Genomic DNA, 15381 nt, shown 5'->3' with positions numbered 1-15381 from the left:
AGCATTTTTCTCTTAGAATCCGAAGTCATCTATTTCTACCTTTTTCACCTCTTCCTCTTTGGGCTTCTCCACGAACTTGTGTACCTCGTTTGCCTTGATGATGATCGCTCTCATCGGGCGTACGGGACAGATCGATTCGCAGCCGCCACAACCGATGCAAAGATCGGGGTTTACTTGCGGGATGGTAAGCGTGCCCTCGTAAGGAACCATATGCACGGCTTGGGTAGGGCAGTGTTCCGAGCAGGCCCCGCAGTCCGTCCCCTCCGTCTTTACGATACAGCGGTTGATGAAGAAGGTGGCGATGCCCACTTGCGTAGTCGCTTTCTCTTCCTTGGTAAGCGGCTTTATAGCGTGCGTGGGGCAAACCTCCGAGCAGACCGTGCATTCGTAGTTGCAATAACTGTCGATGTAAGCGATACGGGGTTTCAACATATAATCAAAGCCGTACTCCAGTCCCGTGGGACGTAGTACATGACTCGGGCATTGGGTCACGCAAATCTGGCATCCGGTACATACATCCTTGAAACGCTCTAAGCTGATCGCTCCCGGCGGTACGATAGGGGGCCATTTCTTGCCGTGCTTACCTTGCCCGTGCTGCCCTTTGCCATGCCCTTTTTCAATTCCTTGGGCAATGGTGGATACGATCGGGAGGGAGACCGCGACGGTAGCCCCTGCCGAGAGAAATGTACGGCGGCTGTTCGGAGCGGTAGCCTGTTGGATCACGTCCGTTTGTATGCGAGCTGTTTCGGCTTCTTTCTTGAAGGAAGGCTTGAAACGATATTGCAATCCTCCTTTAGCGCACGAGGATACGCAGTTGAAGCAATCTACGCAACGGGAGGTATCTACGGTGAGGTTCTTGCTGTCGATCGCCTCCGCCTTACAAGTATGCTCGCAATTACCACAATGCGTACAGGCTTCTTTGTCAAAGGAGATCCGGAAAAACGAATACCGGGAGATCAGGCTCAACAGCGTTCCTACCGGGCAAAGCGTATTGCAGAACAACCTTCCCCGGAATACGACCATGATGATGAATACGAGTAGCGCAACCAAAGCGGATATCACGCCGAATACCGTCACGTTGCTAATCGTGACGTGATAAAGCGTATAGTTATCCATCCGTGCCAATCCGTCGGCCAGCAGGTTATTGACCCACATGACGACCGGACGGAACAGGTTGTTCGCTATACGGCCGAAGTTACTGTACGGATCTAGCAACGTACATAATTCGATCATCCCGAAAACAGCCAGTACGAATGTAAGCCCGAGAATAGAGTACCGTAAGATATTCATGGGCTTATGATAGCTGAACCTGCGTACTCCTTTCTTTTTCTTCTTTCCGATACAGAAAACCCGGTTGATAATATCTTGCAATACGCCCGCCGGGCAAATAACCGAGCAATAGATCCGGCCGAACAATAAAGCCAATACGAATTGGAAGACTACCAACCCCGCCATTCCCCCTAAAATAGCGGGCATGATCTGGAGATGCAACAACGTGTGCAGGTTGTCCGGCAATACATCGGCGAAATCAACGAAGAATAAAAGTATGGGTACGAAAATGAGGATCGCGAGTACGACCCGCAATCCTTTTAAGTAATTAGGCTTCTTCATCCTCGATTATATCTTAATACGTTTGATCGTGACATTATCCAGATTCGTTGTACCCAGCTTTAAAGCCTCGCCTTTACCGATATGACCTACGGCGGCCATATCCAGCTTCTTCACTTGGTTGAACAGGCGAAGGGCGGCGGTGTCTATAGCGACGATATTGGTGGAGGCGATCAAGGATTTCAAGGTAGCCACATCGGCCGCGCTCTTTCCTTGCGGGCCGTTTTGGTGCATGATGCGATAAGCGTCCACGATGTTCAATACCGGTTTCTTTTGCCAAGTGCAAATATCGGCGATACATTGTTGCAAATCATTTTGATGGAAGAAACGGCGATCCCATACGATTCCCATATAGTTCTTCATGGCGCAAGTCATCTTCGCCCCACCATGGTTCTTCAATACGGGGACGTTGATCCATGCGTCCGCCTCGATCAGGGCCTCATGGATCTTGGCGCTTTTCAGGTTCACGCCACCCGGAATGGATACTTCCTTAAAATATTTCTCATCGTTGGCAGGCATGATGATACCTCCGGCCTCTTTTACGGCCTCGGCGATCCCGCTCGTCTCATAGCATTTCTGCCAGTTATCGCAGGTGTGGTCGAATACGGTCACTTTAGAGGCGCCGGCCTCCAAGCATTTCTTGACCAAGGCTTTCACTAATTTGGGGTTCGTATTACCGGCCAATTCAGGAGAGCGGTCCCAACCGATATTCGGCTTGATTACGATCTTTTGTCCTTTCTTTACGAAGTTTCCGATACCGCCAAGGGCTTCCAAGGCTTTATCTAGCATCACCTCCGGCTCTCCACCCATAACGGCTACCATATCGGGAGCCTTCTCTACGGCTACGGTGTTCGTGGAAAGGGCCGCTTGCAGACCTTCAAAATTTAAGGATAGAGCCGCGCTAGCGATGACACTGGTCTTTAAAAAATCACGACGTTTCATAATTGTATACTATATTGGTTTATACTTGATTTACGGTACGGTCTTTTTTTACTCGCTTGTTATTCCGAACAAAGATAATGATTATTTTGATATGCGAGTCAACTCCTTTTACAAAGTAGAACTGCTTTTTACTGCAACCCGGGTTGCAGTGATCTTGCGTAATAAGATAAATTCTTGTCGGAAGGCATATCGGTTCTGATAATATTTTTCTACCTTGCGAGGCAAAAAACAGATTGTATGGTTTTATATTGTAGAGTATCATTGAACGCTTTTGTCGAAAGCTTTCGGACTACCTCGGGGCCTGATTCCTTTTTCACGCTTCCGGCGAAGGGGTTGATGCATATCGTGCCGCAAGAGGAGATCGAGTATGGGCTTTCCTTGCTTAGGGAGTCTATCGGCTTGTATGAGGAACGCAAAGGGATACCTGTGGAAAAGAGCAAGAAGGCGATGCCCTTTTTCAGACAGGACAGCCGGATGCTGGTGGGGCCGGAGATAGGCATGTACGTGATCCCTTTGTATGAGAAACCCGGTGAGCCGGCCCGCTCTGCCGAGCCTTCTCTGGTCCTTGAGCTGGACTATCAGTCGTTGGGCGAGCTTTGCCTGTTCGAGAATTATTCCCTGTTGTCCTGCAAGTATGAGAAGGAGCCTATCTTGAACCATTTTACGGCACAATTGGAAAAGGAATACGATACCTTCTTTTTTGATGAGGAGCACACGGGCTTTACGCCTGATTCCCGCTTTTTCTCGATGCTGTGTAACGCCTGTCTGGAGGTGAAGCAGCCTTCCTCGGTGGGGGATAAGGAATGGCGGTTGGCCTCGCTGCAAGCTACGGACGAGGTGCTCTATCGTTATGAGCATGGAAACTTGATCCCATACGTTCCGGTATCGATGCCGGTAGACTGCCTGAAACGGGTTTATCTGGAAGATTTCCGGCGGCAGCCCTTATTATTCGGGACTTTGAACGGTTTCTTGAAAAGCAAGGGACTTCCCGCCGAACAATTACTAAACTTATCATAATGAAGACAGTATCAAATCAAGAACTAACGATCCGTGTCTCCGAACATGGAGCGGAGTTGAGTAGTATCGTGGCGAACGCTACGGGAAAGGAGTATCTCTGGCAAGCGGACCCCGCTTTCTGGAAACGTCATTCCCCGGTATTGTTCCCGATCGTCGGGAGCGTATGGAAGGCCGAGTATCGGAACGAGGGAACCGTGTATCCGCTGTCGCAGCACGGCTTTGCACGGGATATGGATTTTACGTTGATCGATGAGGCGGAGAACGAGTTGCGTTTCGCACTGGAAAGTACCCCGGACACGCTGAGAGCCTATCCGTTCCCTTTCCTTCTGGAGATCGGGTATCGTTTGGAGGGCAATAAGGTGGAGGTGCTTTGGCGTGTGAAGAATACGGGAGATAAGACGATGCATTTCCAGATCGGCGCTCATCCGGCTTTCCTGTACCCGAATTATGAGGTGGATCAACCGGATCGGGGGTATTTCGCTTTCGATGTGAAAAAAGAGCTCGTATACCGTGCGCTGGTGGAGAAAGGGTGCGTAGGGGACGTGGTTCGTCCGGTACCTTTGGATGCGGACGGGTTGCTGCCGTTGAATATCCATACGTTCGATATCGATACGTTTATCTTGGAGGACAGCCAGATTAAGCGGGTGGACTTATTGGATGTGGAGAAACATCCGTACCTTTCGCTAACCTTTACGGCTCCGGTGGTAGGCTTATGGTCTCCGCCTACGAGAAACGCTCCGTTTGTCTGTATCGAACCTTGGTATGGGCGTTGCGACCGGGTGGATTATACGGGTGAGTATAAAGACCGGGATTGGGTATGGCATTTGGAACCGGGAGAGGTCTTCGATGCCTCCTATACGATAGAGATAGCGGGGGCTTGATCGCTTCGTTGATATTTGCCGTAGGCAGACGACGCTGATTATATCGTGATCGTCTGCCTATGTTTTGTTTTAGATGTTGGCTATTTTATTCAATAGCTCCATCTTTCCGAATAAGATCAGCAGATCATCCGTCTCGATCATCAATTCCTCGGTGATACGGCTGATAACCTTGTATTCTGTCTGTGTGAGCCCGATCAGGTTCTTTTTCTCGTAAGGACGTTCGATCGCTACCAGATGGATGCCGAAATTCTCCTCGAAATCGATGTTCTTGATGGTTTGCCCGACAAGAGTGGCCGGTGTCTTGATCTTATAGAGATGTTCCGTGTCGGTTACTTTATACCAATGCCGGAACAGGCCGCCTAAAGAGGCTTGGGAGGTGTACATCGTAGAGAAATCCTTTTCCGGGGTAATAATCTCGCTTACCCCGATCGCACGGATCACCGTCTCATGGATCGAGGAGATCGCCCGCACGATCAGTTTGCCCGCATCCAGACTTTTCAATAAAGCGACGGTCTGAACGGAAGTCCCGAAATCCTTACCGAATGTTACGATAATGGCATCCATCTCACTCAATGGCAGGGTGCTCAATGCCTCTTTGTCCGTAGAGTCCAAGGCGACCGCCCCCGCTATGTCGTTCTTCAGCATATCGACACGATGCAGATTCATGTCTACGCCGATCACCTCATTGCCGACACGTGTCAAGTCTTTCGCTATCGCACGTCCTAAATTCCCTAATCCGATTACTAAATATTTCATGCTATCTTATTTTTACATTAATATATTTTCTTGTGGATATGTGTAGTTCTTTTTCGTGTATTCCTTGCAGAAACTTACGAGGAAGGCCAATACCCCGATACGTCCGACCAGCATCGTGCTGATAATGATGATTTTCCCGATAGGGGTGAGGTGAGGGGTATAATCGATGCTCAAGCCTACGGTACTCAAGGCGGAAACAACCTCGAACAATAGGGAGAACAGCGGCGCCCCTTTTTCCGTATAGGATAATACCCACGTAGCGATCGCCACCCACATGAAGTACATCATGATGATAGCGAATGCCCGGCGGATGGCGAATGGGGCGATCTCCCGTTTTCTCACTTCCACTTTATCTTTCTCACGTGCGGCGTTCAAGGTCGTAACCAGAGCTACGAAAACGGTGGTCACTTTCAATCCGCCGCCGGTGGACATAGGGGCGGCTCCGATTACCATAAGGATCAACGTCAGCATTAAGGTCGGAGGGGCCAATGTAGCCATATCCGCTACGTTGAATCCTGCCGTTCTAGGCGTGACGGCGCCTAAGAACGCATTTGCCAGTTTCCCCCGCAGGGGAAGGTCGCCCAAGGTATTGTCATACTCGAAAAAGAGGTAGAAAGCCGTTCCGGTAATTAACAGGATCAAGGTAGATATAACAACAATGTACGTATGTACATTAATAATACGGGGCGTATGGATATAATGCTTTTGCTTACCGATCAATATCTTGATACCATTCATCAGCAAGTGATGCAAGAGTTTCAGGTAATTGAAGACGATCGGGAAGCCCAAGCCTCCGAATATAATCAGCATGGCTATCCAGAAATGGAGGTTGTACTTATCCGCCACTAACGGATCGTACATATTGCCGCTCAAGGTAGAGATCCCTGCGTTACAAAAAGCGGACACGGCATGAAACATTGCGTAGAATAATTCCTGCTGCGTACCTCCCGGCAGGCTTCCCCGTACGTCCATATAAATAAAATAGGCGCCGATCCCCTCGATAAACAAGGTCACGAAAAGAATGTTTAAGATGACCCGGAACAACCCTCCCGTCCGATCCTCGTTCAACATATCTTTCAGCATCATCTTGCTCGTAAAAGAGGATTTTCCCATGAAGGAGAGGGCGAAGAAAGAGGTAAATGTCATGACCCCGATACCGCCGATCTGTATTAAAATCATGATGATAATATGCCCGATATGCGTGAAACTAGTGGCTACGTCGACGGTGGTTAGTCCGGTTACGCATACCGAGGTCGTGGAGATAAACAAAGCGTCGATAAACGGAATCCGGTGCGTAGTGGCGTTCGGCAACGATAGCAACCCGGCCCCGACCAATATCACGAACACGAAACTGAGCAAGAAAAGCAACGAGGGCTTGATCCGTGTCTGCATCAGCGTGAACGTCTGCCGGGATAAGTGAATCGTGCTAAGCAGCAATAATAAGACATATACGAAGAGAGGTTTCGTAAGGAAAGACAAATAAGGCAAAGAGTGCGCTATGGCATCCTTGAAAAATATCTTGCTGGATAATACGGCGAATAAAAGGAAATAGATGCTGATATCGAGATACAACATTTTCTCCTGTATGATTTCTTGGAACCTCACCACGTACCGGAGTGTTATGCCCGTGAAAAAAGCTAGCAGGATGAATGGGCGGGAGCGCTCTAGGATATGGACGGAATCGGGTGTCTGTACAAAGCCGAATTGGTAGATCAATACGAAGAAAGAGGCTAAGGAGGCGAGTAGGATAATCGCTTCCGCTATCCCGTTCAATAATCCCTTCATTTTACCCCAATAAATCAGCCAAGAGAAGTATATGTTTTTTAGATTCATGTCCGATGTTTTATAAATATAACAAATGTAGGAAATAAAAGTTAGAGGTACGTGAAAGCGCCTTCATTATTTGTTCTCATACTAATTGTTTTACTTACATTATGTGTTGTATAGCATATTGTATGATGTACGATACTGAAATATCAGAAAAATAATCAATTAGGAGATGCAAAAAAGACCTTTTGTAATTGCTTTGTTTAGAAAAATACTTATATTTGCGCAAATCTAATTACTGATATCATGGATACACAAAACGAGAATAGAGAGATGCTGTCCCCTTATGTTTCCGTAGACTGTGTTCTTCTCGGCATCAATGATGACAAGCTCACCGTGCTGTTGGCGGAGCGAAAAAGTGAGGAAGGCGAGTTGATTGGCTATAAATTACCCGGCAGCTTGATCTATGAGAACGAGGATTTAGATGACGCCGCCTATCGGATACTGAATGATTCGACCGGCTTGAAGCGTGTCCAATTGAAACAATTCCGTTGTTTCGGTTCCCCCGCCCGTACCTCGAACCGGTTGGACGTGATGTGGCTGGAGGCGACTTCCAAGGTGAAGATCGGACGGTTGATCACGGTCGCTTATCTCGCCTTGTGCAAGAATAGCAGGAAGACGTGTCCGGCCGATAAATCCGAGTCGATCCGTTGGTGCCCTATCGACGAGCTTCCTCGCTTGCCATTCGATCATAAAGAGATTATCGAGGCTGCCATACAGGAGATCCGTAATTGGGTAGAGAAGGAGCCCGCCATCATTTTCGACTATATGCCGATGAAGTTCACGGCGTTCCAGCTTAGGCGCACGTACGAGGTGATCTATAACCGTGAGATGGACGTGCGCAATTTTCATAAGAAGATGAATTCCTTGGATTACGTGGTGCCCACGGACGATATGCAAGATGGGGTCGCCCATCGTGCCGCCCGGTATTATCGGTTTGATAAGGTGAAATATAATCAACAACGTTCGAAGTTTAATAAGATATAAAACCATACGATTATGTGTCTGTTAGGATGTGATATTGGAAGTTCTTCCATCAAGGTCTCTATCGTCGATGAGGAGACCGGGTTAACAATAGGTGCGGATTTTTATCCCAAAGAAGAGGCCCCGATCAAGGCGTTGCGTCCGGGGTGGGCGGAGCAAAATCCGGAGGATTGGTGGTCGTACGTGAAGATCGCTATGAAAGGTGCCATGAGCAAGGCGAAGGTGAAAGGCGAGGATATCAAGGCGATCGGTATCTCGTACCAGATGCATGGCTTGGTGGTGGTGGACAAGAAGATGGAGGTGCTTCGTCCATCTATTATCTGGTGCGATAGCCGTGCCGTTCCTTATGGTGAGCGTGCGTTTAAGAATATAGGCGAGAAGCGATGCCTTTCCCACCTATTGAACTCGCTGGGTAATTTTACCGCTTCTAAGCTGGCTTGGATCAAGGAGTACGAGCCGGATATCTACGACCGTATCCATAAGATCATGTTGCCGGGAGATTTCATCGCTATGCGTCTGACGGGGGATATCGTGACTACGGTTTCCGGTTTGTCGGAGGGGATTTTCTGGGACTTCAAGAATAATGCCTTATCGGAGGATTTGATGAATTATTATGGATTCAGTAAGGATCTGATCGCCGATATCCGTCCGACGTTCGGTTTGCAGGGCGAGGTTACCGCCTCGGTCGCGGCCGAGTTGGGACTGAAGAAAGGTACGCCGGTTACCTATCGTGCGGGTGACCAACCGAATAACGCTTTATCATTGAATGTATTGAATCCGGGTGAGATAGCGGCTACCGGCGGGACTTCCGGAGTGGTGTATGGTGTGAACGGCAAGGTGAATTACGATACGCTTTCCCGTGTGAATACGTTCGCCCACGTGAACCATACGACGGAGCAGACCCGCTTGGGTGTCTTGTTGTGCATCAACGGGGTCGGTATCCTTAATTCTTGGATCAAACGGAATATAGCGCCGGAAGGCATCAACTATAATGAGTTGAATGATTTGGCGGCTACGGTTCCCATCGGCTGCGATGGTCTTTCGATCTTGCCGTTCGGAAACGGGGCGGAGCGTATGTTGCAGAATAAGCAGATCGATTGCTCGGTGCATGGATTGAACTTCAACATACATACCAAGGCCCATATGGCTAGGGCGGCGCAAGAAGGTATCGTGTTCGCCTTTAAATACGGTATGGATATCATGAATGAGATGGGGATCGATATTCAGGTAATCCGTGCGGGGAACGCGAACTTGTTCTTAAGCCCGATCTTCCGGGATGCCTTGGCGGGCGTGACGGGTACGGTGATCGAACTGTATGATACGAATGGCGCGGTAGGCGCGGCCAAGGGTGCCGGTATTGGTGCCGGTATCTACAAGAATGCGGAAGAAGCGTTCGCTTCCTTGAAGAAGATCAACGTGATCGAGCCGGACGGTTTCAAGGCGAATGCTTATTGCGGGGCGTTCGAGACGTGGAAAGAACGCTTGGAACAATCTATTTAACGGCTGAATTATTTACATTTTTAATATATATTATTATGAGTTACTTTAAAGGAGAGAAAGAATTTTTCCCGGGAATCGGACAGATTCAGTTTGAGGGACGTGAGTCAAAAAATCCGTTGGCATTTCATTATTATGACGCGGATAAGGTAGTTATGGGTAAAACACTAAAGGATCATTTGCGCTTCGCTATGGCTTATTGGCATACCTTATGTGCTGAGGGAGGTGATCAGTTTGGTGGTGGAACAAAATCATTCCCTTGGAATGACAGCACGGACGCTATCACCCGTGCGAAGTACAAGATGGACGCCGCTTTCGAGTTTATGACCAAATGTAATATTCCTTACTATTGCTTCCACGACGTGGACGTGGTGGACGAGGCTCCTACGCTGGGCGAGTTCGAGAAACGTTTGCAGACGATGGTGGAACATGCCAAGGAGCATCAAGCCGCTACCGGAAAGAAGCTTCTATGGTCTACCGCGAACGTCTTCAGCAATAAGCGTTATATGAACGGCGCCGCTACGAACCCTTATTTCCCGACCGTGGCATGCGCTGGCACGCAGATCAAGAACGCTATCGACGCTTGTATCGCTTTAGGGGGCGAGAACTATGTATTCTGGGGCGGCCGTGAGGGTTATATGAGCCTATTGAACACGAACATGAAACGAGAGAAGGATCATTTAGCCATGATGTTGACGATGGCCCGTGATTATGGCCGTAAGAACGGTTTCAAGGGTACGTTCCTGATCGAGCCGAAACCGATGGAACCGACGAAACATCAATATGACGTGGATTCGGAGACCGTGATCGGTTTCCTTCGCCATTATGGATTGGACAAGGATTTCGCCTTGAATATCGAGGTGAACCACGCTACCTTGGCCGGACATACATTCGAGCATGAGTTGCAAGCCGCCGCCGACGCCGGCATGTTGTGCAGTATCGACGCGAACCGTGGCGATTACCAGAATGGTTGGGATACGGATCAATTCCCGATGGATATCTATGAGCTGGCACAGGCTTGGCTGGTTATCCTTGAGGGAGGTGGCCTAACTACCGGAGGTACGAACTTCGACGCCAAGACCCGCCGTAATTCTACGGACTTGGAGGACATCTTCATCGCTCATATCGGTGGTATGGACGCTTTCGCCCGTGCCTTGATGATCGCCGCCGATATCCTTGAGAACTCAGACTACCGCAAGATGCGTGCCGAGCGTTACGCTAGTTTCGATGCCGGCGAGGGCAAGGCATTCGAGGATGGCAAGCTTACGCTGGAAGATCTTCGTACGATCGCTTTGCGTGACGGCGAGCCGAAACAGATCAGCGGTAAGCAGGAATTATACGAGATGATTGTAAATCTGCATATCTAAATAATTGAAGATCGAGAATTGGGAATTGAAAATTATCGTGCGTAAGCCCTAGTTTTCAGCTCTCAATTCTCAGTTTTTAATTAATAAATCTATTCCATGAAAAATAACAACACTTATATTTTCGCTCTTACCTTGGTCGCTACCTTGGGAGGTCTGCTGTTTGGGTATGACACGGCGGTGATCTCCGGTACGGTAGAGTCTTTGCGTAAGTTCTTCATCGAGCCGCAAGGGCTTCCGTTGGATCAAGCCAACGCCTTGGAGGGGTTCGTGGTAAGTAGTGCGTTGATCGGATGTATCCTCGGCGCCTCGTTCGCCGGGTGGATCAGCCAGCGTTACGGCAGGAAGCCTACGTTGATACTGGCCGCTATCCTTTTCTTGCTTTCCGCTATCGGCTCGGCTTGGCCGGAGCTGTTTATCGGCATGCCCGGAAGTGGCGATCATACGTTTATGTATGCGTTCGTGGCTTATCGTATTCTGGGAGGTATTGGCGTGGGGCTGGCCTCCATGGTATCGCCGATGTATATCGCCGAGGTGGCTCCGGCCGATCGCCGGGGGAATCTGGTGGCATGGAACCAGTTTGCCATTATCTTTGGTATGCTGGTGGTATATTTCGTGAATTATACGATCGCCCTTCAAGGAGATGCTGCTTGGCTGAATACGATCGGCTGGCGTTGGATGTTCGCTTCTGAGATTATTCCGGCGGTATTGTTCCTCTCGTTCTTGATGTTCGTGCCGGAGACGCCTCGTTACCTCGTGATGCGTGGGCGTACGGAGCAGGCGTTAGGCGTTTTGAGCCATTTGATGGATCGGGCGGACGCTGGCCGTGAGCTGGAGGACATACGGAATAGTTTCAAGGAGAAAGCTCCGTCGATGAAGCCTTACTTCCGGTTTATGGGGACTTGGCTGGCGCTGTTCTTGGCCGGCTACGGGTTGTTGTCGTGGGCAGGTAATACGAATGCGTTGGAGATCGCCTTGTTGGCTAGTTTCTGTATCGCCTTGCTGTTCCCGATCCGGTCGTTTGGCGTGCTGATCATCTTGGTGGGCGTGCTGCTCTCCGGTTTCCAGCAATTCGTGGGGATCAACGTGGTGCTTTACTATGCCCCGGAGATCTTCAAGACGATGGGAGCGGCCACGGACGCCGCCCTTTTGCAACAGATCGTGGTAGGGGCGGTGAACCTGTCGTTTACCGTATTGGCTATTTTCACGGTGGATAAGTTCGGACGCCGCCCGTTGATGATTATCGGGGCGCTCGTCATGGCGGTATCTATGTTGATCTTGGGAACTACTTTCTATACCCATTCGGTGGGTATGGGATCATTGGTCTGCATGCTGGTTTATACGGCGGGATTCGCTATGTCGTGGGGCCCGGTCTGCTGGGTGCTGCTGGCCGAGATCTTCCCGAACTCGATTCGCTCCACGGTGATGAGTATCGCCGTAGCGGCGCAATGGATTGCCAACTTCTTGGTATCATGGACATTCCCAATGCTGGATAAGAATCAATACTTGACCGATACGTTCAATCACGGTATGGCCTATTGGATCTATGGCGTGATGGGTATATTGGCGGCGTTGTTCATCTGGAAATTTGTCCCCGAGACGAAAGGAAAGACGCTGGAGGAGATGGAAGGTTATTGGAAACGGTAACCAAACCTGAGACAAGATAATATATGAGTAAAAAAGGACGGATCAATCTACCCGTCCTTTTTTCGTAATGAACCTTAATGCCCCAATTTAGACGCCGGATTCGCCATCGCCGCCCGATAGCTCTGGAAAGTAGCCGTAGATACGGTCAGTGTCATTATGATTACCAAAGCCACTAAAAATACCCATATGTAGATCGGCGTTTTATAAGCGAAGCTTCGTAGCCAAACATTCACCCCGTAATAAGCAAGCGGGATCGAGATAATAAAACAGACGAGCGTGATCCGGAGGAAAGACGAGTTCAGCATCCAAAGGATCTGCCGGACCGTGGACCCATGTACTTTCCGCACGGCTATCTCCTTTTCCCGTCCCTGTAGCTCAAAGATAACCAGTCCGAATACTCCCACGAGGGATAAAAAGACGGCCATCAGGCAAAGGGCGGTAATCAGCGCTCCCTGCCGCCCACTTTTACTGTAAAGCTCCTCCAGCGCCGTATCAAAGAAATGGATATCGGCCGGATAACCCGGGATCAATTCATCCGTTACCTTCCGGATATGCTCGATAGCCGTCCGGGGATTTCCGCCGGCGATCTTGACATAAGCGTATCTTTCCGGCACCGAACGGCGGTAATGATTCTTAGCCGAGGTCCAAAGTCCCATCGGGCGTAACTCTTTATACAGGGATTCATAATGGACATCCTCAAAGATACCGACAATCCGTACCGGTATATCATTATCCGTGATGCTTGTCCCTACCAAGTCCGATAGGTCGTCCAGTTTCTCGGGGGAAAGACCCGAGGCGATCTCCCTCGCTGCCGTCTCGCTAAGGAGGCAAACGACCTGCGTGTTATCCGCCGCCTCATCCGTCGGCCGGAACTTCCTTCCGGCGATCATCTTTACATCCATTAGCTCCGGGAAATTGGCGGATACTCCCAGCCAGCTCATATAATAATGTTGGCCTTTGTAATTATACCCGATGAAAGAACGTGATTCGTCCGAGACAAATTTGAACTCGCTAAAGGAAACATCACGGATAGCGGGGCTTTCCAAGAGACGTGCCTTGAACAATTCGCCCTTTTTCAAGGCCGCCCCCATGCTTAGTCTTACCTCCAGTACGTTTTCTTTGTTAAATCCCAAGTCCACGTTCCCTATATATCTGTTTTGCAAGGAGACGAACAACGCTCCGACAATCAGCGTGATCGAGATAACGAACTGGAACCCTATAAGTAACTTGCGAGTGTTCTTGGCCCGGTCGCTAAGGGTAAAAGACTTGTTCAGCGCCATGACAGGAGGAAACGAGGTAATATAGAAAGCAGGATACAAACCGGCCAGTATACCGCCGCCTGCGACAAGGAAGAATGTGTACGCCGGAATCTTCCAGTTGGCATACAGATCCAACGGATGCCCCACCATATTCGTGACCCATTGCACGTTATTCAAAAATAACAGGAAAAGCAAGGCGAGGAAGAAGGCGACAACCGAGATTCCCAAGGACTCCAAGACCAGATACTTCCGTAGCGTGGTGTCCGAGCTTCCCAGCACTTTCTGGATGGTGATCGACTTGGTACGTATCGGTGCCAAGGCTATCGACAGGTTGATATAATTGACCAAGGCGATACCTATGATCAGGATGGCGATAAAGAATAACATATTCGTCCGTAGCTTATTACCGATGGGAGCGGCGTCCGCTCGGACCGGCTGGCCGAAATAGAGATCAGACAAGGGCCGGAGGCGCATATCCTCGATCGTGAAACTTTTCAGGAAAGCCCGGCTATCGGCCATATAGGTCTCGGTAGTGACAGAGGCGGATTCCGGTGTCGACATCAGCAGATAACAATAGTAAAGGCCGGTATGCCAGTTTTCCATCATCTCTTTCTCCATGATCGGGATATACAGGGCATTCTTCACCCGGGTGTTTTCCGGGAAATCGCGAAAGACGCCTCCCACGATATATGCCGGCTCAAAACTAAGCCCATATATAATCGAGCCTTCGGCCCCGGCGAACTCCGACAGATAAACCGGCTTCCCGATAGGATTTTCCTCGCCGAAGAGTTTCCGGGCCATGCTCTCCGGGATCAGCGTCCCTTCCGGACGTTTCAGGCAATCCGTATCGCCGGCCACCAGCTCGAAGCCAAAGATCTTAGTATATCCCGGGGTGATCCGTTCCACCTGCTCCATATAGCTCCGTGCGTCGGGCCCTTCACTGGCTGATATCCCAAAACGTACGGAGGAGTAAACAAGGTTGTTTGTGATAGCGGCCGCTTCTATATAAGGGGAGGCGGCGATGAAACGCTCGAGTTGTGGACGTGCGAAATTAGCCTCCCATATCCCGTCATCCCGCTTGTTTTCTAACTGAAAAATCCTTTCCCTGTTCAAGAGGGAAGCGTCGAAGCTATATTCATGACCGACATGTATGCTTATCAGCATGAATAACAGGAAAGCGAAGCTAAGTCCTAAAAGATTAGTGACCGTCGCTAATTTATAATGTCTCAAGACATAAAGCAGGTTCTTGAATGTACTTTGCATGGTATAAGTTCTTTTAATTTTAAACCCTTTGATCTGGAAATACAAAGCAAAGCTATTCCTTTATTTACGTTCCTGTGTTATTTTTTTGACAAACGGTTACTTTCTGTTGATGAATTGTGATATTATCAATAATTTCCTTATTTTTGCCATCATACTTCAAAAAGAAACAAGCGCTATGTTACACAAAGGCTATCGGATGCTTTTCAACTGCCTGATGTTTTATCTCTAGCAGATACTCTCCCTATATAAACTCATGGGGGCGGGGATGCCCGTCCTGTGTAACAATAAAAAATAACCTTGATGAGGGCGGATAGATCCTACCTCTACGATAAAACA

The 15381-nt window shown here is 49.2% G+C and carries 11 protein-coding genes; 6 read left to right on the top strand and 5 right to left on the bottom strand.

Going from position 1 to position 15381, the window contains the following annotated elements; all coding sequences use genetic code 11:
• Positions 1–12 precede the first annotated feature (12 nt).
• Entirely contained in the window at positions 13–1611 is a 1599-nt protein-coding gene (locus DWX84_RS06400; protein ID WP_048928407.1) for a 4Fe-4S dicluster domain-containing protein, read from the bottom strand.
• A gap of 6 nt (positions 1612–1617) precedes the next feature.
• Positions 1618–2550 carry a DUF362 domain-containing protein gene (locus DWX84_RS06395; RefSeq protein WP_005862822.1) on the bottom strand — a complete coding sequence of 311 codons (933 nt, stop codon included), beginning with the start codon at positions 2548–2550 and terminating at the stop codon, positions 1618–1620.
• A 237-nt stretch (positions 2551–2787) separates the two neighbouring features.
• Between DWX84_RS06395 and DWX84_RS06390 the strand changes: the two genes are divergently transcribed.
• Both DWX84_RS06390 and DWX84_RS06385 read left to right on the top strand, forming a co-directional pair.
• Positions 2788–3567: a hypothetical protein gene (locus DWX84_RS06390; protein WP_048928408.1), complete on the top strand. Its 780-nt coding sequence runs from the start codon at positions 2788–2790 to the stop codon at positions 3565–3567.
• Complete coding sequence (locus tag DWX84_RS06385; protein WP_048928409.1) at positions 3567–4448, top strand: aldose 1-epimerase family protein; 882 nt, start codon at positions 3567–3569, stop codon at positions 4446–4448. Before DWX84_RS06390 ends, DWX84_RS06385 begins: the two co-directional genes overlap by 1 nt.
• A gap of 69 nt (positions 4449–4517) precedes the next feature.
• Here DWX84_RS06385 and DWX84_RS06380 read toward each other — a convergent pair whose 3' ends face one another.
• Entirely contained in the window at positions 4518–5204 is a 687-nt protein-coding gene (locus DWX84_RS06380) for a TrkA family potassium uptake protein (protein ID WP_048928410.1), read from the bottom strand.
• 12 nt (positions 5205–5216) lie between these two features.
• Positions 5217–7037 (bottom strand): TrkH family potassium uptake protein, encoded by a 1821-nt coding sequence (locus DWX84_RS06375; RefSeq protein ID WP_048928411.1) that lies wholly within the window; start codon positions 7035–7037, stop codon positions 5217–5219.
• A 240-nt stretch (positions 7038–7277) separates the two neighbouring features.
• On the opposite strand from DWX84_RS06375, the gene DWX84_RS06370 reads away from it, so the two are divergent.
• The 4 genes from DWX84_RS06370 to xylE all read left to right on the top strand — a co-directional run bounded on the left by DWX84_RS06370 (position 7278) and on the right by xylE (position 12523).
• Entirely contained in the window at positions 7278–8018 is a 741-nt protein-coding gene (locus tag DWX84_RS06370; RefSeq protein WP_048928412.1) for an NUDIX domain-containing protein, read from the top strand.
• Positions 8019–8030: 12 nt separating this feature from the next.
• Positions 8031–9515: a xylulokinase gene (locus DWX84_RS06365; RefSeq protein WP_122377450.1), complete on the top strand. Its 1485-nt coding sequence runs from the start codon at positions 8031–8033 to the stop codon at positions 9513–9515.
• A 35-nt stretch (positions 9516–9550) separates the two neighbouring features.
• Positions 9551–10879 (top strand): xylose isomerase, encoded by a 1329-nt coding sequence (xylA, locus tag DWX84_RS06360; protein WP_121956782.1) that lies wholly within the window; start codon positions 9551–9553, stop codon positions 10877–10879.
• 96 nt (positions 10880–10975) lie between these two features.
• Complete coding sequence (xylE, locus tag DWX84_RS06355) at positions 10976–12523, top strand: D-xylose transporter XylE (protein WP_121960737.1); 1548 nt, start codon at positions 10976–10978, stop codon at positions 12521–12523.
• 74 nt (positions 12524–12597) lie between these two features.
• Here the strand turns inward: xylE and DWX84_RS06350 are convergent, their stop codons facing one another.
• Positions 12598–15045, bottom strand: a complete 2448-nt coding sequence (locus tag DWX84_RS06350; protein WP_121960736.1) for an ABC transporter permease — start codon at positions 15043–15045, stop codon at positions 12598–12600.
• Positions 15046–15381: the final 336 nt, after the last annotated feature.

The sequence above is a fragment of the Parabacteroides sp. AF21-43 genome, from assembly GCF_003635435.1.
Taxonomy (GTDB): Bacteria; Bacteroidota; Bacteroidia; order Bacteroidales; family Tannerellaceae; genus Parabacteroides; species Parabacteroides distasonis.
Note: the sequence above shows the minus strand (reverse complement) of the source record. Positions and strands in the feature narration are given on the sequence as shown.

What these genes read in the sequence shown, in the direction of transcription:
- DWX84_RS06385 (WP_048928409.1), top strand. Translation starts at nt 3,567, where the DNA reads ATGAAGACAGTATCAAATCAAGAACTAACGATCCGTGTCTCCGAACAT.
- DWX84_RS06390 (WP_048928408.1), top strand. Translation starts at nt 2,788, where the DNA reads ATGGTTTTATATTGTAGAGTATCATTGAACGCTTTTGTCGAAAGCTTT.
- xylE (WP_121960737.1), top strand. Translation starts at nt 10,976, where the DNA reads ATGAAAAATAACAACACTTATATTTTCGCTCTTACCTTGGTCGCTACC.
- DWX84_RS06365 (WP_122377450.1), top strand. Translation starts at nt 8,031, where the DNA reads ATGTGTCTGTTAGGATGTGATATTGGAAGTTCTTCCATCAAGGTCTCT.
- DWX84_RS06350 (WP_121960736.1), bottom strand. Translation starts at nt 15,045, where the DNA reads ATGCAAAGTACATTCAAGAACCTGCTTTATGTCTTGAGACATTATAAA.
- DWX84_RS06375 (WP_048928411.1), bottom strand. Translation starts at nt 7,037, where the DNA reads ATGAATCTAAAAAACATATACTTCTCTTGGCTGATTTATTGGGGTAAA.
- xylA (WP_121956782.1), top strand. Translation starts at nt 9,551, where the DNA reads ATGAGTTACTTTAAAGGAGAGAAAGAATTTTTCCCGGGAATCGGACAG.
- DWX84_RS06400 (WP_048928407.1), bottom strand. Translation starts at nt 1,611, where the DNA reads ATGAAGAAGCCTAATTACTTAAAAGGATTGCGGGTCGTACTCGCGATC.
- DWX84_RS06380 (WP_048928410.1), bottom strand. Translation starts at nt 5,204, where the DNA reads ATGAAATATTTAGTAATCGGATTAGGGAATTTAGGACGTGCGATAGCG.
- DWX84_RS06395 (WP_005862822.1), bottom strand. Translation starts at nt 2,550, where the DNA reads ATGAAACGTCGTGATTTTTTAAAGACCAGTGTCATCGCTAGCGCGGCT.
- DWX84_RS06370 (WP_048928412.1), top strand. Translation starts at nt 7,278, where the DNA reads ATGGATACACAAAACGAGAATAGAGAGATGCTGTCCCCTTATGTTTCC.